Genomic DNA, 22094 nt, shown 5'->3' with positions numbered 1-22094 from the left:
TTAAAATCACCGTAAGTGAACCTGCGGAGGAGCTCAGGTTTTGCCGTTTTGCAGGAGGACAATATAGGCAGATTGATTCCTTTGAAAGTATTTTTCTATACCGTTGTATAATGCGCAATATCAGTAAAGATGTTTTTTTCGCCTGCACCAAGCTTTTCCGTTATTGTTTGATTGGGGGCGCGTTTTTTCGTATTTTTTTTTCTCAATATCTGCTTCCCCTCTCCGCACTGCAAAAATCACATCCGGCTGTTTAACCAAAAAAATCTACTTACTGCCCTGCTGAAATTCAAGCGTTTAGTTGCAAAAACAGGGGCTGAGTGTAAGATAGGTTAATTGTTTTAGATAGCGAGATAAACACACAAAGCAGGTATCAAATGACCGAATGGACAACCACGAAACTCCTGGACTGGGTAACCGATTATCTCAGCAAGGCTGGAGCGGATAATCCGCGGCTCAAATCAGAAATGCTTATTTCTGAAGTGCTGGGAAGGCAGAGAATAGAGCTTTATATATCACGCCCTGTATCTCAGGACAAGCTCGCAGAGGTTAGAAACAAGATACGAAAAGCCGCAGAGGGGATGCCGGTTGAATACATAATAGGTAAAACTACCTTCTACAGCCTTGAAATCAGTCTGAACGGCAAATGCCTCATACCGAGGCCGGAAACAGAAGACCTCACCGAACGGGGGATTGAGTTTCTCCGAGAAAGCGGTGAAGGGGCGAGATTTCTCGACATGTGCTGCGGGAGCGGGTGCATTACAGCTGCAATCCTCAAAAACTGCGGCGACTGCATCGGGATATGCGCTGATAAAAGCGAAGGAGCGATTAACTGCGCAAAGGATAATTTAGAACGGCTCAAACTCTCCGATAGAGCAAAAATCTGTAAGTCTGATATGTTTTCAGGGCTGGAAAACGCAGAGAAATACGATCTTATCATATCCAATCCCCCTTACGTATCTGAAGGTGAGTATAAGCAGCTCAGCAAATCTATAAGAGATTATGAGCCGCCGGAGGCCCTTCTTGCAGGCGAAGACGGCCTGGACTACTATCGCAGAATAGCGGAAAATGCAGATAAGCATATCCTGCCTGATTCGCTGATTCTCCTGGAGATTGGTTACAATCAGGCCGAAAAAATAGAGCAGATTTTTAGGCAGCAGGGCTATAATATCACAATCGAAAACGACTTTGCGGGAAATCCCCGCATTGCCAGGATATATAAATAGTAGCCACCTTTACTGCGGAGCGAAAAAATGCGGATACTTGTAACTGCGGGAGGAACGAGGGAATATATAGATCCCGTCAGGTATATAACAAACGCCAGCACAGGCAAAATGGGCTATGCAGCAGCAGCGGCAGCGATAGACAGCGGTCACAGCGTAAAGCTGATATCCGCCCCCACCTCCATAGCTCATCCAAAAGGTGCAGAGCTTCTCAGCGTTGTGAGCGCTGAAGAGATGTTTGAGGCGGTTAAGAACGAATTTTCCTCGTGCGACTGCCTCATAATGGCGGCAGCTGTATCGGACTACTGCCCTGAAAGGTATGCTGAGAAAAAGATTAAAAAATCAAAAGAAAAAATCGAGCTTATTTTTCACAAAACCCCCGACATCCTTGAGTGGGCAGGGGATAATAAAAACGGGCAGATTATTGTGGGATTTGCCCTTGAAGACGAAAACCTTCTTGAGAAGGCTGAAGAGAAGATGCAGCGAAAAAAAATGGATATAATCATCGCAAACGATCCGTCCGCAATATCGCAGGAATGTTCGCAGATATATATCAAACAGACCGGCGGGGAATGGCTCAGCAGACCTGAAAGGCACAAAAGCGAAACTGCCGTTGAAATAATTAGAATGGCGGGTAAAATTCACTCTCAGAGAACTGGTAAATGCACTTAGAAATATTAGAACCGGAGAATCAAATGAAGAAAACTGTAATCTTAGCATTTCTGCTTGCCTATTCAGCCGTTTTCGGCTTCGAGATAACGAGCTTTCAGCCTGAAGAACGGTTCAGGCTTTTCAATGAAGGCTGGAAATTTAAGGAAAACGACAGCAGCCGCTATTATCAGAACAATTTAGACGATTCAGACTGGCGGGATGTAAAACTGCCCCACGATATGGGTGTGGAGAAGGAGTTCAGCAAGGAGAACCCGAGCTGTCAGGCGTATCTTCCGGGCGGTGTGTGCTGGTATCGCAAGAGCTTCGAGCTCTCGCGTCAATGGCAGGATGAGAGCTTTAAGATACTTTTCAACGGCGTTTACTGCAACAGCAAGGTATGGTGCAACGGGAAACTCCTCGGCGAAAGGCCGAACGGCTTTATCTCTTTCGCATACGACATCACAGATTACCTCCAGTTCGGACGGGAAAACACTAATGTGATCGCTGTTCGGGTTGACCACAGCGACTACGCTGACTGCCGCTGGTACACAGGGACAGGGATAAATCGAGATGTTTACCTCGTAAAAACGGACAAGGTGCATACCAAGCTCTGGGGAACTTACGTAACAACGCCTGAGATAACGGAAAAATATGCAGATGTGAAGGCGGAAGTGAAGCTTGTGAACAGCTCGGAGGAAACTCGGAAGGTTGGCATTGAAAACCAGATTATAGACAAAAGAGACGACGTTCGTGCGAGAGAAAAGCGTTTTATCGATTTTGAACCGGGCGAGAGAACCCTGGAGCTGAATCTGAGGCTTAAATCCCCAGAGCTCTGGAATACGAAATACCCCGACATGTATGCCTTGAAAACAATAATAACCAGCGAGGATGAGGTGTTGGATGAATATTACACGCCTTTCGGGGTTAGAGATTTCCGCTTTGACTGCGATGAAGGCTTCTTTCTCAACGGCGAACCGATGCTCATAAAAGGCGTTTGCCTGCACGACGGGGCAGGAGCTCTCGGCACGGCAGTTCCAAAGCCTGTTTGGCGAAGAAGGCTTCAAAAGCTCAAAGACGGCGGCTGCAACGCCATCCGAATGAGCCACAACCCCCACGACCCGCACCTCTACGACCTCTGCGATGAGATGGGATTTCTCGTGATGAACGAGGCCTTTGACGAGTGGTACGAAGGCAAACGCAAATGGGTTGACGGCTGGAATCAGACCGAATTCGAACGCGACGGCTACCACGAACACTACGAAGAATGGGCAGAGAAGGACCTCACCGATATGCTGCTTAGAGACAGAAACCACCCTTCAATAATCCTATGGAGCATAGGTAACGAAATCGATTATCCCAACGACCCGTTCCCGCCGGGAGAGATGGACTTGATTCCTGAAGCTATAAAACTCAGAGAAATCGTGAAAGACCATGACCTTACCCGCCCTGTTACAGCAGCCTGCGCAGGCCCGGAGGCGAATGTGTTTATGGATTATCTCGATGTTATAGGCTTCAACTATAAGGAAAAGCTCTATGAGGATGTGCATAAGAGGTATCCGTATAAGATATTCACCGGCAGCGAAAACGGCAGAGGACTTGAGCCTTGGCTGGCTGTTAAGAATAACGACTACATCTCCTCTCAGTTCCTCTGGACAGGCATAGACTACCTCGGAGAAGCAGGGAAATGGCATAACGAAGAAACCGGCACCCATTCAAGGGGCGCACGTTCCGGCCTGCTTAACCTTGCAGGCTTCGCCAAACCCGCCTACTACAGGCAGAAAGCATACTGGGAAGAAGACCCGTTTGTGCACCTATATCAAAACGGCGACGGGCATATCGTCTGCTATTCGAACTGTGAAGATGTTGAGCTTTTTCAAGGGGAAAAAAGCCTTGGAGATTTTGAAGTGCCCGAATCAAAGCGGATAATGATAAGGAATCCGGAAGGCGAAAATTTTCGGGCTATAGGCAAAAGAGCGAGAGTGGATGTAGCTCAGGCAGTGTACAATGTTCCCGGGGAGCCGGCAAGAATTGTTCCAAATTTAGTGGAGAAAAAGCTCGTCCTCGACGGCAGGGATGTCGTTCATGCGGAGATATACGTGGTTGATGAAGACGGCTACCCTGTAGAAGATGCAGAGATAAAGATCGAAGCCTCTATTGAAGGGCCTGCTGAAATAATCGGCATCGAAAACGGCAATCAGGGCGATATAAGCCCATACGGGGAAATGACCAAGAAAACTTATAACGGAAAACTGCTTTACTACATTCAAGGCGGCAGAAGGCCGGGAGATGTTAAGCTTAATCTAAAACCTGAAGGGCTGGGCTCGGTTTCTGTGCTAATTAATTCAGGGATGCCTGTTGACTCAGAATACTGGTAATCGCAGGCTATGCCCTGCACAGAACGGCCTAATGCACAGACGCTGTTCGCAGATTTTCATGAAGCGAAAAATGGGGCGAACCTCCGCGTTCGCCCCTGCATTAATATATTGCATTTCTCCGACAACTCCGATCACTCTCCGCCTGCGGCGGACAGGAAACGGAGAGGATATTTTTTAACCGCTAATCTTCACTAATTTCCGCTAAGATGGTTCCTTCGTTGTGAATAATTCTCTTTAAAACGACGAAGGGCGCGAAGGATTTTTTTGTAAATGGTTTTACAGCAAGGCTTTACATTCACAAAATTATCTGTGTCATCCGTGCCATCTGTGGATAATAAACTTCGCTGCGATTTGACGAAGCGAACATTTAAACCGAGCCACGCATGAAGGATCCGCCTGCGGCGGACAGGCTCAATGTTTAATATTCCCCGTACTACAGCGGAGCGACGCAAGTCGCCCGCTAGGCATTCTTTTAGAAAAGATTTTTCGCTTATGATTTTGCCACTTGCCACTCGCCACTCGCCACTAATCTTCACTAATTCCAATAAAATATCGTTTTTTTGTGGTATAATCCAAATAAAATCTGTGACATCCGTGCCATCTGTGGATAATAAATCAAAACCATAACCCCTTCGTGTGTTTCGTGGTAAAACAAAACATAAAATTTTTCTATCTCTGTAATATTATCTGTAATCAAATAACTTGGTTTTTTGTGGCAGGAAGGCAATAAAAACAGTCCGGCTAGTAACATCATAAGAATTGAATATTTCATTTTAAACCACCTCATATACAACCATTTTACATAGATTATCTGTTGCTCTTACATTCTGACGACTTCTGTGTTACCTACGTATTTTTATGATGCCTAAAACAATCGAATTTACCAAGTTAACGGCTTTTCAAACGGCCCTTTTTGCTTTATTTTAGAGGCTGGCAAATTAGGTTTGCCCTTCGGATGAGTAAAACCCCATGATTCAAAATTCTTGAGCAGGTCAACACTTTCCCAGAAGTCACCATAGCAAGCCTTTTTGTCCCAGCGAATGCCCAAAACATATACTCTCCCCTCAGTTTTGAAAAGCAGGTTTTTAAAAGGAGCAGCATAATCTATACTTTTGCCTTCTTTGATACACTGGTAAACTGATTGAATCCTTTCAGTATTATTTAGTCGTTCCTGAAAAATCAATGATTTTGGGGAAACTAAAAAAATATATCAGGCTAATCGAGTCTTTAATTTGCTTTTCATTGCCAAATTTCTGTAAAATTCAATAATTTTAAGCATAAAAATATAGGCAAAAGTAAACTTCTTTAGAAGTTTACGCATATTGTACCCAAAAGCGCTGCCGAGGGCGTTCATTTTGTCCCCTTCTACACCTTTCAAGAAGTTTCTTCCCAACCTGTTGTCTTCTTTGAGGTGGCCTATCGTTGGTTCTATGCTCGATCTTCTCTTAATCCACCTCTTGATACTTCGTTTCTTTTTTCGCCAGCCCTTTTCTACAATTTCAACATTTCCAATATCTTCGCAGCCATGTTTCTTGTATCCTCCATCAACATAAACATCTCCAAGCTTTTCTCTCCCGATTAAATTCATTGTCTGCTTCAGATTAGCCCGAAGAGTATGGCCATCATAAGGGTTTCCTTCAAAGCCCAACGCTCCTACGATAAAATTATTCTTGGCAGTAGTTACAATTCCAACCTTATTTCCAAACTCATATTTCTTGTGGCTTTTGCCTTTCCCAATGCAGCAGACGTGAGGTTCGTGAATACTGTAGAGTTTATTTTTGCTTTTCTTTGTCTGGGCTAAAAGCTTCTTAGCGGCTTGAAGCAATGTATCAAAAATTATTCTTAACTGCTCATTGCCTGCTATATTCCGCTCGACCTCTTTCGTAATTCGCCGCAGGTAGTTCCTTAATTTCTTCACTTCTTTTTTAGCTCTTTTGAACTGTCTTGCACGTCGATACCTGCCCTGCATTACATACGCCCTTTTCCCAACCCTTTCGTAGCTTTGGCGAAGTTGGAGTTTTGATGCTTTTGCAAGATCTACAAGCTTAATGCGCAGTTTGTGGCAGAGTTTTGCGTCGGTCGGATAAGTGATGTTCTTCTGCTGAACGGTTGTATCTGCAACGAGCTTGTTGAAATCGTTCTTTTTGATAACCTTAAGCTTCAAGCCGGCTTTGATAGTTTCTTCGAGCAGCTCTTCAAGACCATCAGATTTTACCTTATTACGCCACTTAGTCATACTGGTTGGATCAATAGGAGGCTCGTACTGGAAGTATCTTTCGCCGCAGAAATACTGCCAGTAAGGATTCTCAACCCAGCCGGCAACGATTGCTTCATCGCTGAGATTGAAAGTGTACTTGAGATACTGAAGGCCGACCATCAGGCGAATCGGCTTGGCCGGCCTGCCTGAATCAGGACTGTATAAACTGCCAAACTTCTCTTCAAAGCGAGACCAGTTGACAACCTCTGAGAGTTGGACTAAAGAGTGATCAGGATTTACAAGAGGTTTTAATGGCTGCTGAAAGAGTAAGCCTGCTTTATTGTTTTTTGCCTTCATTATTTTGTCCCAATATTGCAATGTTTTGATAGATGTAAGATAAACACTTGCAATATTATACCATATCTCGAAAGCTTTTCAATCATATAAACCATTATCAGAAAAGAATTTAAGGAAATTTTAAACTTTTTCAGGGGCGACTATTTATAGGAAATATATTCTTGTATATCGGTCTCCATAACTTTGGTTCCTCTCCAGCTGAAGTAGAAACCAGGTCTACTTCAGTTACCTTGTTTATATCAAGCTTTTGGAAATTTTCTTTATTGAGCCTTACATACTCTGGTTGACAGCATCCGCTGACAAAAAGAAAAAAGAATAAATTTAAAATCAAAAATTTTTATTAACGTCCCAAAGTTTGTGGGTTCTGTACTTTTATAGTCTTTAGAGCAAGCATTACATTGTCCAATAACCTCAGTTTTTCGTGCCAGTATTTTTCCCATTGATTTTCTGAAGTAAATCTTTTAATGATAATTCTGGCCATCTTTGCCGCTCCTTCTTCGCTCCAGCCAAATGCGATGCGTTTAAGGCGTCGACCAAGCTCTCGCATCATCCGTTCTATCATGCTGGAAACCCGCGGAGTTACAATACCTGTCTCCAGCCAGCGGCGAGCATAGCTGAACATATTTTTAGCTGAACGGTTCAGGTAATCGGCTGCTATTTTATATCCCTTCTCCAGCAGTTTGCCTATCAGCTTATGAAGATCACTTTCGGCACTATTGACAGCATCTTGCAAATCTTTCTTGTCATCATCACAGACCTTTTCAAAATCTTCCTCGGGAATTTCAATACCAATTACGGCATTCAATTCTTTCTGCTTTTGCTTACGTTCAAGTTTGCCGGCATCATCCTTCCACATCGTATAATTCAGATCCCGAACCAGGTGCCAATGGCTTCTTTGGCTATCATTGCAAAGTTTGGCCAGACTCTTAACCAGACCTGTTTCGCCCTCGCTTACAAGCATATCGGCAACAAGCTCTTTGTTCTTACGTTCGCCCTTGACCAGCGAGGATATCTCGTCCCAGCTTTTACCGCTGAATGCCCCTAAAGGCACCACAGAACTACTTCTGGTGACTCCTAAGGCAACTCTGAGCTCACCGCGATTACTTATGCGTTTGTCCTTATCGGGCCGACGCTTAAAGCCGGTGCCGTCAGCAAAAAGAAGACTGAATGTATCTGTGCCGGTATCAATCTGATCGCAGTCGGTCTGTACAACCCAGCGATGGGCAGTGCTCTTTGGAACAGGTATGCTGCCGATAGATTCAAGATGAGTGCTGCTTCGGCGATAACTTTGTTCGCTTACAATTTCTGTAACCAGCTTTTCCAACTCCAATGTCTTTGACTGGTAGGGTGCAAGGCCTAAAAAATCTCTCAAAGGAGTTATTGTCTTGCCGCATTTAACGCACTTTAAGCGACGCCAGCTAATCTTGACTGTGCCGACAGAAGTCCTGAACTGGCGAAGAGACCTGTCATGATATTCAAACCGCTCATTGCAGCAGCATGATTGGCCGGTATTATCCGATTTACCTTGAACAATGTTCATACATATTCGCTCATCAATCAACTGAAGAATCAGGCTTACAAAACCTGCCATAGCCTCAGTTTCAAATAACTCTTTGGTCCTGAAAACCAATTCATCTAAAGAAAATCCATTTTCTGATGTGGCACTTATCAGTTCTAATGATATAATGTTCTGCATGGCTTGAGACTCCTGTGATAAAAGTATTATCTTATCTATAACACTATATCACTTCTCAAGCCTTTTGCAATTTATCCACAAACTTTGGGACGTTATCAAAAGTTTGCTTCTCCCGCTGCAAACGCAGCTCCCTCTTACACTTACATCGATTCCGGGGAAATAAAAACTTTTCCCGGAATTTTTATTTTAATATCTCGTTTCCATCTCGCCTGCGCAGCACAGTGCTATTGCTGCTGCATCTGCTACATCCGCAGGTTTTGGCGGCTCGGGAAGCCCCAAAACAGACTGCACCGCCTTCTGCATCTGCTGCTTTGTGGCTTTGCCGCTGCCGGTAAGAGATTTTTTTATTCTCGTTGCGGCATATTCAAGCACTCGAATATCTCTTCTTCCTGCTTCCAAAAGAATAACACCCCTTGCATGCCCCATGAGGATTGATGTTCTGGGGTGTTTGTAGTGGGCGTAGAGCTTTTCTACAGCAAGCACATCCGGCTGTATAGATTCAATAAGGCTTGAGATGTCTTCAGATATTTGGGCAAGGCGTTTTTCGAGGGGGATGTCTGTTTTTATTCTTATTGCTCCCGCCTCAAGCAGGCTTGTACTGAGAAGCCCCCCTTGCACGGCTGCGTAGCCGCAGATGCGAAGGCCAGGGTCTATACCCAGCACCTTCAAACGATTGCTCCATCCTGAATGGCAACCACCCTGTCGGCCATGGAGGCAATTCTCTCATCGTGGGTAACAAGCAAGATGGTTTGTCCGTTTTTGTGGAAGTCTTTGAGGATATCAAGGATTTCCGTGCCTGTATGCCAGTCGAGGTTTCCCGTGGGCTCATCTGCAAGCAGAACTCTGGGATTGTTTATAAGAGCCCTGCCGATTGCTGCTCTCTGCCTCTCTCCTCCGGAGAGCTGTGATGGACGGTGTTTGAGCCTTTCGCTCAGGCCGAGCCTTTCAGCCAGCTGTCGGCCTCTATTTTTTGCAGAAGAGCTCTTGGCTGCCCAGCGAATTGCAGAGCAGCCCGCCATTGCAGGTATGAGGATATTCTCCATTACATTGAGCTCTTCAATGAGATGGTAAAACTGGAATACAAAGCCTATATTTTGGTTTCTGTATGAATCGAGCTTTCTTCCCGAGTATCTGCTAATCTGTTCTTCAGAGAAAAAAACCTTCCCGGAATCGGGCTTGTCCAATGCGCCGAGAATATGAAGAAGCGTGCTTTTGCCCGAGCCGCTCGCACCCACAATCACAACAAACTCGCCATCCTGAACGCTGAGATCCGCCCCTTTGAGCACATCAATACGAGACTGGCCGAGCGGATAGCTCTTGCAGAGTTTTTCGCAGGAAATAATCGCTTTCATTTGCCGCCTTTCGGGCTAATCAGTCCGTAATGCCGAGGTCGTCTTTTGTGATAATGCTGGCAAATTCAAAGCCTGCATCCGTTATATTTTCTTCAGCCCCCTGCTTGCGGTCTATCACGGCAACGATCTTCTTAACCTTCGCTCCGGACTCTCTAATCACCTTTGCCGCCTCTACAACCTGCCCGCCTGTAGTGGCGATATCCTCCACAAGAAGCACTACATCGTTTTCGGTTATCTCTCCGCCTTCAACAACGTTGCCGGTGCCGTAGCCTTTTTTGCTGTTGCGGATTATCACCCATTTCTTCCCGCTTGCGATAGAGGCAGAGGCTGCAAGAGCAACTCCGCCAAGCTCAGGGCCTGCGATCAGGGTAACATCATCATCTGCATACTTTGCAAATTCCTCGCCGAGAGCCTTAAGGATATCAGGGCAGGCCTCGAAGAGGTATTTATCAAGGTAATAATGGCTTTTCTTTCCGCTTCTCAGCGTAAAATCGCCTTCAAGGTATGCTTCCTGTTTTATTCTTGCTGTAAGTTCTTGTTTATTCATATTTTCTTCCTGAAAATCGTATTTGTATTAGCTTTTTACACTTTCAGCTCTGCTGAGCACTTTAATTTATCTCTGTTTGCCTTTCTCACAGGCTCAACAGCCTGCTCGATAAACTCCTCCACCTGCTCAGTACACCTTCCGATATACAGAGAGGGGTCCAGCACCTGATCGAGATCTATATTTTTGAAGTCATCGTCTGCCCTGAGTCTTTCGAGCAGGTCGTTTTTCGCACCTTCATTTTTCACCTGCTGAGCGGCCTGCTGCGAATACACCCTAATCTTTTCATGAAGCTTCTGGCGGTCTCCGCCTGCCTTCACGCCAGCCATAAGGATATTCTCCGAGGCCATAAAGGGAAGCTCTGAATTGAGCCTTGCCTCTATCACTTTGGGATATACCACAAGGCCGCCGGAAATGTTGATAAGTATCTCGAGGATCCCGTCAACAGCGAGAAACGCCTCAGGCAGGACTAAACGCCTGTTTGCAGAATCATCAAGCGTTCGTTCGAACCACTGCTCTGAGGCAGTCATAGCGGGGCTGGAGGAGAGGCTCAGAACAAACCTGCTCAGGGCTGTGGCCCTTTCGCTTCGCATTGGGTTTCTCTTGTATGCCATTGCAGAGGAGCCGATCTGATTCTTGCCGAAAGGCTCTTCCATTTCCTTGAGGTTGGCGAGAAGGCGGATATCGCTGCACATTTTATGGGCAGACTGAGCAATTAGCGAAAGCGTATTAACGGCTAAGGTATCAAGCTTTCGCTGGTATGTCTGGCCTGTAACTATGCAGCTTTTATCGAAACCGAAGGCCTTTGTTACCTTCTCGTTCAATGCCTTCACCTTTTCGTGGTTGCCTTCGAAAAGCGATAGAAAAGATGCCTGAGTTCCCGTTGTGCCTTTAACGCCTCTAAAGGGCAGGCTGTCTATCCGGTGGGCAAGCTCGTGATAATCCATCACAAACTCATAACACCAAAGAGCCGCCCTCTTGCCTACAGTGGTAACCTGTGCGGGCTGATAATGAGTGAAGCCGAGGGTGGGCATAGATTTGTACTGCTCTGCAAATTTTGCCAGCAGGTCTATCACGGAGGCCAGCTTAGCTTTAACCAGCTCCATCGCCTCGCGGAGTATTATCAGATCAGCATTATCGCCGACATAGCAGCTCGTTGCTCCGAGATGTATAATTCCCGCTGCTGAAGGTGCGGCATCTGCGAAGGTGTGCACGTGCGCCATTACGTCGTGGCGGAATTTCTTTTCATACTCCTTCGCCTTGGCGTAGTCTATATTCTCCAGATTCTCCTGCATCTGGGCAATCTGCTGGTCAGTAATATCAAGTCCGAGCTCTTTCTCAGCCTTTGCAAGCTCAAGCCAGAGCCTTCTCCACGTACCGAATTTTTTATCTGCCCCGAAAAGCCTCGACATCTGTTCGGAAGCGTTTCTCTCTACAAGCGGGGAAGTATATTTTTCCATCATCAAGCTTTCACTAAATTTAATATTAAACCTGCCTGCCCGATTCAACGCAGGCTTTCACAAAAGCAACATTTTACTAAAATAGCAGTCAAGGTAAATAAGCAGTCTATTTTGTTGTAATTTGGGCTGTTTTTTTTAATATAGGTACGGAAACTTAATACGGGATTTGAATTATGTTCTGGAACAAAGATAAAAACGAAAAAAGGCTTTCAAAAGCTCAGGAACTAATGGAATGCGACGAGTATGAGAAAGCTTCAGAGGTTCTTAGCGAGGTTATAGATTCACAAGAGGCTTCAGGCCAAACAAAAGCGCAGGGACTTCTTATGAGGGCTCACTGCCGGAAATGGCTCGCCACTCACTGCGGAGATGAAATTGACCCGGACTTCGACCCAAACGACCTTGGACCTGAAGAGGCTGCCCCAGAGCTCAGCGAGGAGGAAAAAGCAGGCATCAGGAAGGCCGTGGAAGACCTCAATGCTGTAATGGAGATTGAGGATGTTCCTCAAGAAATGCTTGCTGATGCGCTCAATGAAAGGCTCAAGGAATACGCCCAGCTCGGTGAATACGAGAAAGCTATTCAAGACAGCGACAAGATACTCTCTATGAAAAACAGCAGTGCGGGAATGACCGAAGCAGAGATAAAGCATAAGCAGGCTGAATTCTACTGCTGCCTTGAAGATTTTGACAAGGCTTGCGAGAAACTCAAAGAAATGATAAACTCAGATGAAACTCCCCTGCCTAATCTGGTAAAGGCGATTATCCACAGTGCAGAGCTCAATGAAGATCTCAATCGTATAGAGGCAGCAAAGGCTGATTATCAAAGACTGATTGATATGGCTGATAATGTTACAGGTCTTGCAGATATCTCACGTAATGCAGCACTGCGAATTGAAGAGCTTAAAAACAGGCAGGATGCGGAATAGTCCGGTTTTGATAATCAAGCCGCAGGAATTATCATGGATTACACTGAAGATTCTATAACCTCATACTTTGCTCAGGCGAAAAGATTAAACTCAGATAAATTCCCGATAGGGATTGGAGATGATATGGCGCAAATGCAGCTTGAAAACAATAACGCCCTTATTTCCACAGATATGCTGCTGGACGGAAGCCATTTTGATACAAATATTCACAGCCCTGAAAACATCGGCTACAAGGCCGCAGCAGTGAGCCTAAGCGATGCAGCAGCTATGGCGACGGTTCCTTTTGCAATGGTTGCAAGTGTCGGCATTCCCGACTGGTGGGGTGAGGAAAAGCTCAAAGAGCTTCATTCGGGGCTTTTACGAGCCTGCAGCAAGTTCAACTGTTCACTTATAGGAGGCGATATAACAAGCTGGCAGGCAGAAGGGAAGCTCGCTGTTTGCTCGACGATAATATCGCGTCCCGGTGAAACGAAGCCTCTTGAAAGAGGCGGTGCAAAGCCTGGTGATCTAATCTGTGTTACAGGGGAGCTGGGAGGCTCGCTTGAAGGCAAGCACATCAATTTTACTCCCAAGGTTAATGAAGCTCTCTGGATAGCAGAAAACCTTTCGCCCACTTCAATGATGGACATCACAGACGGCCTAAGCACCGACCTGCCCAGAATTCTGAACGCCAGCGAGGCTGGTGCAGTTCTCGAATCAGAGCTGATACCAATCTCGCAGGCGGCTGAGAACAAGAAAGAGCCCCTTTCAGCGGCGCTTAACGACGGCGAAGATTTTGAGCTTCTTTTTACAATTCCTGAAAAAAACAGCGACTTTATAAAAAACGCAGATTTTAAGATATCAACAATAGGTAAGATAGTTTCCTCTAAGGGGCTTAAGATTAAAAACGCCCAGGGACAGGAAACTGAAATAAAACCAGAAGGCTATGATCATTTAGGTTAATATTATGATAACATCAAACGTTGCTGAGACAATTGATATCGGAAGAAAAATCGGCGAACGTCTGAAAGGCGGAGAAATATTCGCCATTACAGGCGATCTGGGGACAGGGAAAACACACTTTATAAAGGGAATCGCCAGCGGGTGCTGCGAGGGAGAAGCTCCAGAAAAGACTACAAGCCCCACGTTTGTTTTGGTTAATGAATACGAAGGCAGGCTCATGATTTATCATATCGATGCCTACAGATTGGAATCCGAAAAAGAATTTGAAAATCTCGGCTTCGACGATATGATTAATGAGAATTCTGTCGTATTGATAGAATGGGCGGATAAGGTAGCCGGCTGCATTGCTGATACAAATCCTATAAAAGTGAGTTTGCAGCATATCAGCGAGACAGAAAGGCGGCTCAGCTTTTCTAATATGCCTGACTACATATCGGAGAATATGCAGGACATATCGTAATTTTTGTAATTAGTGTTTCCCGTTTTGATTCCGGCCGCAGAGCAGTTTTTGGACGGGGATAAGGAGTTAAGCTATGAAAAAAGTTAAATATTGGGTGCTTGCGGCTGTTGTATTTATTGGAGGCTGGATCTGCGGAGCAGTTTGTTCGAGTCATCAATTCAAGAGCATATCTCTTGCCCCTTTTTACAGCAGTTCACTAAACGAAGTGGCTACTGATGCAATAGCGCTGCATAAAGGCGAAAGTATGAAAGTTCTAAAGCGAAAAACCGCAGCCCTTCCATCATTAGCCAGAACGTATTATGAGGCTTTCTCAAGCTCAATGCCCAAAGGCAAAGCAAGATATTCATGCTTATGGCAGGTAGAAAGATTCTATGAAATTTCCGGCGAGGAAATACCCAAAGGGCTCATGGAAGTATTTGATTCGATTCCGGAAAGGCCGGAGAGCAGCTGCGAAAAACAGCAGCAAAAAGCTGAAACCAGCAAAAAACGCAAGCTTTGAAGTTGTAATAGCTATTCATTAAAAGTAAAAAAAGGGCAGGACTGAAACCTGCCCTTTTTTGCTGACTATAGATTATCCCTGATTTCGCGATTTATCCTCACACTGCACCAGTCTCTTCCGCACATTGTGCAGTAATCGGCCTGCTCCTGACTCATAGCACTGTTTTTGGAGGCATCGTCTTTCATTCTTTTGGCGGTTTTTGGATCGAGAGAGAGTCTTATCTGTGTGTCCCAGTCTAAATCAGCCCTTGCCTTTGACAGCCTTCTATCCCGCTCGGCGGAATCATTATGGCCTCTTGCAACGTCAGCGGAGTGAGCGGCTATTTTCGATGCCACAACTCCCTGCCTTACGTCTTCATTATCCGGCAGGCCTAAATGCTCACGCGGGGTTACATAGCACAGAAAGCTCGCTCCATAGTATGCAGCGGCCGTTCCTCCGATGGCGCTTGTTATATGGTCGTAGCCCGGGGCAATATCTGTAACCAGAGGCCCGAGAACGTAAAACGGGGCATCCTTGCAAATTTCCTGCTGAAGCCTCATATTCTCCTCGATCTGGTTGAACGGGACGTGTCCGGGGCCTTCCACCATCACCTGACAGCCCCTCTCCCATGCACGCTGGGTGAGCTCGCCGAGGGTGCGAAGCTCTGCGATCTGCGCATCGTCTGTAGCGTCTGCACCGCAGCCTGGGCGAAGGCCGTCGCCAAGAGAGAAGCATACATCATATTCGTGCATTATATCGCAGAGGTCATCGAAAAGATCATACATCAGGTTTTGGCGATTGTGATGAAGCATCCATTTTGCCGTTAAAGCTCCGCCTCGGGATACGATGCCGCAAACCCTTGATTTCAGCAGAGGCAGATGCTCGCGGAGAAGCCCTGCATGGATTGTGAAAAAGTCAACGCCCTGCTTGGCCTGCTTTTCCACTATCTCGAGGATCAAATCAGGCGTAATATCTTCTACATTCCGGCCGGTTATAGCCTCATAAACAGGAACAGTGCCGAAGGGCAGAGGGCAGGCACTTATCAGCTCACTGCGGACATAATCGAGATCGCCGCCGGTGCTCAAATCCATCACAGCATCCGCACCGGCATCCACAGCCACTGCCATCTTAGCCTTCTCGTCCTCAATACTGGAGCGCACATCGCTCATACCGATATTGGCGTTTACCTTCGTGCTGACCTTTCTGCCGATTGCTCGCGGGGTGAGATTCCATGAAAGATGCATAACGTTGGCGGGAACAACGAGCCTGCCGGCTGCTATCTCATCTCTAAGAAGCTCCGGAGAGAGCCCCTCATATTCTGCGGCGTTTTCCACAACGCTTGTTATTTCGGCCTTTTTGGCTGCTTCAAGCTGGGTAAGCATATTATTTCTCCTTTCTGCGCCGAATTATTCGGCTCAAAATAAAAAAACGCTTCCCCCGGTCGCGACGGGAGAAACGTTTCATAATTTCAAATATCTCTCCGCCATTCCTACGCAGTTGCCCTTTTCGGGACTGATCAGGTTCGAAGGGTATCTCTCAGGCCAATTCAGGCCACCCCCGGCTTTAAACATATTTTAGCAATAAAGCCGGCTGTATGCAATATTGGAAAAGGAAAAAACTAAAAAATAATTTGCCAACCCTATTCACAAAATGGTGAGTAAAATGACTGTAAGGGGAATTATCAAAACAGAGACCTGTTAAGTTAAAAAAAACTAAGTTTTTTTAAAAATAATATTATTTTTTCGAACTAACCAGCATCAATTATTGTAAGGTAAGTAAGAACAATAAGAAGAACAAAACAAAGAACAAAGCTTTTTCATAACGTACCTCCAAAACATATACTGCGAAGGCCGGTTGAGACTCTCATCCGGCTTTTCTTTTGCGCCTAAACCGCCCAACCGCAGTTAAGGGCGAACGTATTTGCCCGCCCTGAATCACAAAACGATAATGTCCAGCAAACTATAAGCTGCTTCTAAGCTTTTCCACCAGTTCGGCGGCCTTGCCTGCGGCTTCTTCCAGTTTTATCAGGCTGTTTTCGCTCTCGCTTCTCAGCTTCATCTCTACATTGCCTTCAGCAAGGCTCTTGCGGCCTACAGTTATCCTCACAGGTACCCCAAGCAGGTCTGCATCGTTGAGCTTTACGCCCGGTCGTGCGTTTCTGTCGTCCAGAAGCACATCAATGCCCTTCTCTTTCAGCTCGCTGTAGAGCTTTTCGCCTGCTTCGGCCTCATCTTTCTTGCCTATGGGCACAACCACTGCCTCGAACGGTGCGATGCTTATCGGCCATTTAATTCCGCTATCGTCGTAATTTGTTTCAATAGCGGATGCCATAATCCTGTTCAGCCCTATGCCGTAACAGCCCATAAGGCAGGGTTTGCGCTTGCCGTTTTCATCCAGAAATTCGCATTCAAGCTTCGTGCTGTACTTTGTGCCGAGTTTGAAAACCTGACCGACTTCAATCCCCTTCCTGAAGAGCAGTTTTTTGCCCTCGTGCGTATCGCCTTCAACGGCATTTCTTATATCAGCCGTTTGGATATTCTCGCCTTCGAGCGGGAAATCCCTGCCCGGAACAATATTTTTCACGTGATAATCATCCTTATTTGCCCCCACTGCACCGCCGGGCATTGCTGCCGCGCTGTGGTCTATAAAAACCCTGTGCGCCTTTTCGCAAAGCCCTTGAGGACCTGCAAAGCCTACTGAGGCTCCTGTAAACTCCTTAATCTGCTCTTCAGAGGCCATTTCAGTTTTCTCTCCGCCGAGAAGCTGAGAGAGCTTTTCTTCATTGAGCTCGTGGTCTCCGCGAAGAACAGCAACAATAATACGCCCTTCCCTGTCTGAATGTATCAGGGATTTAATCATCTGCTCAGGCTTTGTTCCCAGCATCTGGCAAACCGCCTCAATACTGCCTGCATTCGGCGTATGAACTTCTTCAGGTGCGTCGGTGATTCTTTCAGCAGCTGCCTCTGAGGGATCGATTGCAGCCTTCTCGATATTCGCTGCATAACTGCTGTCTTCTGTGTAAACGATTACATCCTCGCCGCTTTCGCAAGGAACGGTAAACTGATGAGACCCGCTTCCGCCCATCTCGCCTGCTTCTGCCTCGAGAATAACGTAAGGCACGCCGCACCTCTCGAAAATCTGCTTATATGCCCCGTACATCTTCATATAGGTTTTATGCAGGCATTCGGGGGTGGCGTGGTAGCTGTAGCCGTCTTTCATCAAGAATTCCCGTGAACGCAATACGCCGAAACGAGGACGGAATTCATCACGAAACTTAAAGCTTATCTGATACATATTTATCGGGAGCTGCTTGTATGAGCTTATCTCATTTGAGCCGATATAGGCATAAACCTCCTCTGCTGTGGGGCTGAGTACATTCCACCTGCCGTGCCTGTCCTGAAAGCGAGCCATGGTATCGCCGTAATCCTCATCACGGCCCGTCTGAACCCATAGTTCCCTCGGGTGTACACTTGGCATAAGGGTTTCGCAGCCGCCCGCCCGGTTCATCTCCTCGCGAACAATCTCTTCGATCTTGAGAAGAGATTTCATACCGGCAGGCAGATAGGCATACATCCCGCTGGCTATCTTTCGAATAAGGCCGGCACGTATCATAAGCTGATGGCTCGGAATTTCCGCATCAGAGGGCACTTCCCTTGTAGTGGGAATCAATGTCTGGCTGTATCTCATTTTCTTAAAGCTCCTGATAAATCCTGAAATAGCTGTCTTTATTTTCAAACCGTGAATGATAATGTTTCAAGAAAAATTAGCAAGCTGACGGCAAGCTATTGGTGATACGGATTGCGATGAGAGAGGACGCCGCATTTCAGCGGGCTTTATAATCCTTGGAACATTCTCGCAGAGCAGTCGCAGTGAAAACCCGTATTCGCCCCTGCAGCGACTCGGCGAATAACTGCCGAGATGATAATATTAAGAAAAATATCCCTAAAAGAGGGGCTGAAGCAAGGATTTTCGCTTGAAAATGCTCCTTTATTTGTTAGAATTCCTCGTCTATCTTTGCGCAGAGACCTTCGTACAGCAGTAAATTTATATGGTATCATAAATGTTTGAATCTCTAACAGATCGTTTCAACAGTGTATTTAAGTCGCTTTCAGGGCGCGGCAGGATAACTGAGTCTAACATCTCAGACGCAATGCGCGAAGTGCGCAAGGCGCTTCTGGAGGCGGATGTTAATTATCAGGTTGCCAAGCAGTTCTGCAAGGACGTTCGCGAGGCTGCTCTCGGAGCGGAGGTAGTACAGAGCTTAAAGCCCGGTCAGGTTCTGATAAAGATCGTTCAGGATGAGCTCACCAAGCTCATGGGGCCTGAGGGCAGCGACATATACTACGTATCCCCCGGCCCAACAGTGATAATGCTTGCCGGCCTTCAGGGCTGCGGCAAAACAACCACTGCCGCCAAGCTTGCAAACTACGTGCGAAGCGAGGGCAAAAAGCCTCAGATGGTTGCAGTTGACCTCCAGAGGCCTGCGGCTATAGAACAGCTGAAAACCCTCGGCGAGCAGATTGATGTGCCGGTGTACTGTGAAGACAGCAAGGATTCGGTGAAGGTTGCAAAAAACGGGCTCAAAGACGCAAAGAAAAACGATGCGGATGTGGTAATCCTCGATACCGCCGGCCGGCTCCACGTGGATCAGGAGCTTATGGACGAAGTGTCCAATGTGGCCAAAGCCGCCACCCCGCACCAGATATACCTCGTATGCGATTCGATGACCGGCCAGGACGCTGTGAACTCAGCGAAAGAATTCAACGACCGGCTCGAGCTGGACGGTGTGATCCTTACAAAACTCGACGGCGATGCAAGAGGCGGAGCTGCTCTGAGCGTTAAGGCTGTAACGGGCAAACCGATAAAGTTTGCAGGCGTGGGCGAGAAGATTGAAGACTTGCAGAAATTCCATCCGGACAGAATGGCCGGCAGGATCCTCGGGATGGGAGATGTGGTATCGCTTGTGGAGAAAGCGCAAAGCGAATACGACGAAAAAGAAGCAGATAAACTCAAAAACAAGATGGCCGAAGGTAAATTCGGCCTAGACGACTTCCTCAAGCAGATGTCTAAAATCAAAAATATGGGCGGTATAATGAGCATGATGAAAATGCTCCCCGGAATGGCCGGCAAGATGGATGATTTAGACGTTGATGAGAAGGAATTTAAGCGGATTGAAGCTATAATCCGCTCCATGACATACAACGAACGCAAAGACCCAGAGGTATTGACCGCTTCAAGACGCAGGCGTATTGCTGCAGGATGCGGGCTCACGGTGAACGATGTTTCCGGGCTGATAAAAACCTTCAAAAGAAGCCGCGATATGATGAAAATGATGGCTTCAGGGGAAACCGGGTCGATGAGCGCTATGAAAGGCCTTCTCAGCGGTGATATGAGTATGTTAAACTCCATGGGCGGGTCAGGAAAACAGAAGAAAAGGTCTAAGCGCAAGAAGGTAAAGGTTCGCGGGAAGAAACGCAAGAAACGCTGATTGTGCTATGAAAAATATCGAGGAATATCTTGAACAGGTTACCTCTCTTGAAGGAGACAGCTTCGGGCTTATGGTAAGGCAGCAGTTTTCCGATATTCTCTCTGGAGCCTCCGAGCTGGCTGCACTTGCCTGCCCTACTCAGCAGGAAGCAGAAGACCTGAGAAAAGCTGTTGCTATTATGACAGAATCGGAGAAAAAAGACGCTGAGAATCTCAGCGATGAAAAGATAAGAGCTATATCGGAGGATGCGGGGATAGATGAAGCCCTGCTTTCGATATTTATAAACGGCTATGCATTATATTGTAAACGTGTTCGCGGCAGTGAGCCGCGGAATTAAATTATATACTTTTTTACAGGAGCTGAAATATGGCAGTAAAATTAAGAATGACGAGGATGGGCAGAAGACACCGCCCGTTCTTCCGAATCAACGCAGTGGAATCCACTACGCCCAGAGACGGCAGGATTCTTGAGAAGGTAGGTCATTACGACCCTCTCAAGAAAGACAAGGACAGCCAGATCGAGCTGGACACCGAAAAGGCCAAGAAATGGATCGATAAGGGAGCTGTACCTTCCGATACAGTAGCCCAGATACTCGAAAAGTTCGAGATTGAGTGCCCAACGTACAAGCGTAAAAAGGCTCGCAGGGATAGGGCGAAGGCTCTTGCCCGCAAGAAAGGTGTGCCTTTTACCAAGCAGGAAAAACTCGCTGCAGCTAAAGCCAAAACCGATAAGATAGAAGCTGCCAAGGCCGAAGCCGAGGCTAAGGAAAAGGCGAAAGCTGAAAAGGCAGAGGCCGAAAACGCTAAAGCTGAAAAGGCTGAATAAGCCTGCATGGCCAAATGAGATTTGATATTCTTACTCTTTTCCCCGAGATGTTTGCCTCACCGATGGGCAGCTCGATTCTCAAACGCGGCCAGCAGACCGGAGCGTTTGAGATAGCTCTTTCAAATATTAGAGACTTTACAGACAACCCCCACCGCAAGGTGGACGACAAGCCCTATGGCGGCGGGCCTGGAATGGTGATGATGTGCGAGCCGGTTTTCCGGTGCTTCGAGCACGTTGCTCAAGCGGGGCCAAAGCCAGGGAGAGTTCTGCTGATGACCCCGCAGGGAAGGCAGTACGACCAGAAAATGGCTGAACAGCTCAGCAGAGAAGAGAGGGTTGTAATAATAGCCGGAAGGTATGAAGGCTTCGACGAACGCATCCGCGAGGGGCTCGGCGCCGAGCAGGTGTCTATCGGAGACTACGTGCTCACAGGCGGCGAACTGCCGGCAATGGTGATTGTGGATTCAGTGGCAAGACTGCTGGAAGGTGTGCTGGGAGATGAAGATTCGGCAAAAGACGAATCATTCTCCAACGGCCTTCTTGAATATCCGCACTACACAAGGCCGGAGAACTACCGAAATATGACAGTTCCGGAGGTGCTCTTGAGCGGGCATCACAAGAATATCGAAAAATGGCGGCTTGAAAAATCGCTTGAACGGACAAAGGCTGTAAGGCCGGATTTGTTTGAGAAATACAAAGATAACAGTAAATATCAGGAGAATAATCGTGAAAACTGAATTATTAAATGCTGTAGAATCAGCGAGCCTTAAGGACAAAGTGCCCTATTTTGAAATAGGGGATACCGTTGAGGTTCACTGCAGAATAAAAGAAGGAAACAAGACAAGGGTGCAGGTTTTCAGCGGCGTTGTGATTGCAAGGAAAGGACGCGGCATAAACGAATCTTTCACCGTTCGCAGAATGATAGCAGATCAGGGCGTAGAACGTGTTTTCCCGCTTCATTCGCCGAATGTTGTGGATGTTGTCCCGATTAGAAGCGCTAAGGTGCGAAGGGCAAAGCTTTACTTCCTCCGCCAGAGAGCGGGCAAGGCTGTACGCCTCAAGCAAAGGCACTCCGCACATACAGCTGTAAGAAAATCATAATACAGAACCAATTTCCGGCCGCAGC

20 protein-coding genes are annotated in these 22094 nt (G+C 46.7%); 12 read left to right on the top strand and 8 right to left on the bottom strand.

The genetic code is table 11. From position 1 onward, the window contains the following. Window positions 1-374 precede the first annotated feature (374 nt). Genes prmC through L21SP3_RS01885 form a run of 3 tightly spaced genes read left to right on the top strand, consistent with a single transcriptional unit; the run spans window position 375 to window position 4246 of the window. Window positions 375-1223 carry a peptide chain release factor N(5)-glutamine methyltransferase gene (gene prmC / locus L21SP3_RS01895; RefSeq protein ID WP_077539047.1) on the top strand — a complete coding sequence of 283 codons (849 nt, stop codon included), beginning with the start codon at window positions 375-377 and terminating at the stop codon, window positions 1221-1223. Between the two features lie 27 nt (window positions 1224-1250). Continuing rightward, the gene (locus L21SP3_RS01890; RefSeq protein ID WP_077539045.1) at window positions 1251-1892 is read left to right on the top strand and encodes a phosphopantothenoylcysteine decarboxylase; all 642 of its coding nucleotides are present in this window, start codon (window positions 1251-1253) and stop codon (window positions 1890-1892) included. 23 nt (window positions 1893-1915) lie between these two features. Next, window positions 1916-4246: a glycoside hydrolase family 2 TIM barrel-domain containing protein gene (locus L21SP3_RS01885; RefSeq protein WP_161488054.1), complete on the top strand. Its 2331-nt coding sequence runs from the start codon at window positions 1916-1918 to the stop codon at window positions 4244-4246. A 1210-nt stretch (window positions 4247-5456) separates the two neighbouring features. Here the strand turns inward: L21SP3_RS01885 and L21SP3_RS01870 are convergent. From L21SP3_RS01870 to purB, 6 genes are all read right to left on the bottom strand, one after another. After that, on the bottom strand, window positions 5457-6800 hold the full coding sequence (locus L21SP3_RS01870; RefSeq protein ID WP_227806789.1) for an IS5 family transposase: 1344 nt from the start codon (window positions 6798-6800) through the stop codon (window positions 5457-5459). 340 nt (window positions 6801-7140) lie between these two features. After that, a complete protein-coding gene (locus tag L21SP3_RS01865) occupies window positions 7141-8496 on the bottom strand; it encodes an ISH6 family transposase (protein ID WP_077539037.1) in 1356 nt (451 codons plus the stop codon). A gap of 186 nt (window positions 8497-8682) precedes the next feature. After that, window positions 8683-9159, bottom strand: coding sequence for a crossover junction endodeoxyribonuclease RuvC (gene ruvC, locus L21SP3_RS01860; protein WP_227806825.1), 477 nt, complete (start codon window positions 9157-9159; stop codon window positions 8683-8685). 2 nt (window positions 9160-9161) lie between these two features. Beyond that, window positions 9162-9848, bottom strand: coding sequence for an ABC transporter ATP-binding protein (locus tag L21SP3_RS01855; protein WP_077539035.1), 687 nt, complete (start codon window positions 9846-9848; stop codon window positions 9162-9164). A gap of 19 nt (window positions 9849-9867) precedes the next feature. After that, window positions 9868-10395 (bottom strand): orotate phosphoribosyltransferase, encoded by a 528-nt coding sequence (gene pyrE, locus L21SP3_RS01850; RefSeq protein ID WP_077539033.1) that lies wholly within the window; start codon window positions 10393-10395, stop codon window positions 9868-9870. Window positions 10396-10430: 35 nt separating this feature from the next. Beyond that, a complete protein-coding gene (purB, locus tag L21SP3_RS01845) occupies window positions 10431-11855 on the bottom strand; it encodes an adenylosuccinate lyase (RefSeq protein ID WP_227806788.1) in 1425 nt (474 codons plus the stop codon). 170 nt (window positions 11856-12025) lie between these two features. On the opposite strand from purB, the gene L21SP3_RS01840 reads away from it, so the two are divergent. The 4 genes from L21SP3_RS01840 to L21SP3_RS01825 all read left to right on the top strand — a co-directional run bounded on the left by L21SP3_RS01840 (window position 12026) and on the right by L21SP3_RS01825 (window position 14676). Next, on the top strand, window positions 12026-12775 hold the full coding sequence (locus L21SP3_RS01840) for a tetratricopeptide repeat protein (protein ID WP_077539029.1): 750 nt from the start codon (window positions 12026-12028) through the stop codon (window positions 12773-12775). Between the two features lie 33 nt (window positions 12776-12808). Next, window positions 12809-13717 carry a thiamine-phosphate kinase gene (locus tag L21SP3_RS01835; RefSeq protein ID WP_077539027.1) on the top strand — a complete coding sequence of 303 codons (909 nt, stop codon included), beginning with the start codon at window positions 12809-12811 and terminating at the stop codon, window positions 13715-13717. Between the two features lie 4 nt (window positions 13718-13721). Then, window positions 13722-14177, top strand: coding sequence for a tRNA (adenosine(37)-N6)-threonylcarbamoyltransferase complex ATPase subunit type 1 TsaE (gene tsaE, locus L21SP3_RS01830; RefSeq protein WP_077539026.1), 456 nt, complete (start codon window positions 13722-13724; stop codon window positions 14175-14177). Window positions 14178-14250: 73 nt separating this feature from the next. Beyond that, window positions 14251-14676 carry a hypothetical protein gene (locus L21SP3_RS01825; RefSeq protein WP_077539024.1) on the top strand — a complete coding sequence of 142 codons (426 nt, stop codon included), beginning with the start codon at window positions 14251-14253 and terminating at the stop codon, window positions 14674-14676. Between the two features lie 65 nt (window positions 14677-14741). On the opposite strand, the gene thiC is transcribed toward L21SP3_RS01825, so the two are convergent. Both thiC and L21SP3_RS01815 read right to left on the bottom strand, forming a co-directional pair. After that, entirely contained in the window at window positions 14742-16037 is a 1296-nt protein-coding gene (thiC, locus tag L21SP3_RS01820; protein WP_077539022.1) for a phosphomethylpyrimidine synthase ThiC, read from the bottom strand. Between the two features lie 577 nt (window positions 16038-16614). Then, entirely contained in the window at window positions 16615-18342 is a 1728-nt protein-coding gene (locus tag L21SP3_RS01815; protein WP_077539020.1) for a proline--tRNA ligase, read from the bottom strand. Window positions 18343-18715: 373 nt separating this feature from the next. On the opposite strand from L21SP3_RS01815, the gene ffh reads away from it, so the two are divergent. Genes ffh through rplS form a run of 5 tightly spaced genes read left to right on the top strand, consistent with a single transcriptional unit; the run spans window position 18716 to window position 22069 of the window. Continuing rightward, a complete protein-coding gene (gene ffh / locus L21SP3_RS01810) occupies window positions 18716-20143 on the top strand; it encodes a signal recognition particle protein (protein ID WP_077539007.1) in 1428 nt (475 codons plus the stop codon). A 7-nt stretch (window positions 20144-20150) separates the two neighbouring features. After that, a complete protein-coding gene (locus L21SP3_RS01805; RefSeq protein ID WP_077539005.1) occupies window positions 20151-20480 on the top strand; it encodes a hypothetical protein in 330 nt (109 codons plus the stop codon). Between the two features lie 29 nt (window positions 20481-20509). Further along, the gene (gene rpsP / locus L21SP3_RS01800; RefSeq protein WP_077539003.1) at window positions 20510-20968 is read left to right on the top strand and encodes a 30S ribosomal protein S16; all 459 of its coding nucleotides are present in this window, start codon (window positions 20510-20512) and stop codon (window positions 20966-20968) included. Between the two features lie 14 nt (window positions 20969-20982). Continuing rightward, window positions 20983-21705 carry a tRNA (guanosine(37)-N1)-methyltransferase TrmD gene (trmD, locus tag L21SP3_RS01795; protein WP_077539001.1) on the top strand — a complete coding sequence of 241 codons (723 nt, stop codon included), beginning with the start codon at window positions 20983-20985 and terminating at the stop codon, window positions 21703-21705. Beyond that, window positions 21695-22069 (top strand): 50S ribosomal protein L19, encoded by a 375-nt coding sequence (gene rplS / locus L21SP3_RS01790; RefSeq protein ID WP_077539000.1) that lies wholly within the window; start codon window positions 21695-21697, stop codon window positions 22067-22069. The genes trmD and rplS overlap by 11 nt, the downstream gene beginning before the upstream one ends. The last annotated feature ends 25 nt before the right edge of the window (window positions 22070-22094 follow it).

Origin of the sequence: Sedimentisphaera cyanobacteriorum, from assembly GCF_001997385.1 — a bacterium.
Taxonomy (GTDB): Bacteria; Planctomycetota; Phycisphaerae; order Sedimentisphaerales; family Sedimentisphaeraceae; genus Sedimentisphaera; species Sedimentisphaera cyanobacteriorum.
Note: the sequence above shows the minus strand (reverse complement) of the source record. Positions and strands in the feature narration are given on the sequence as shown.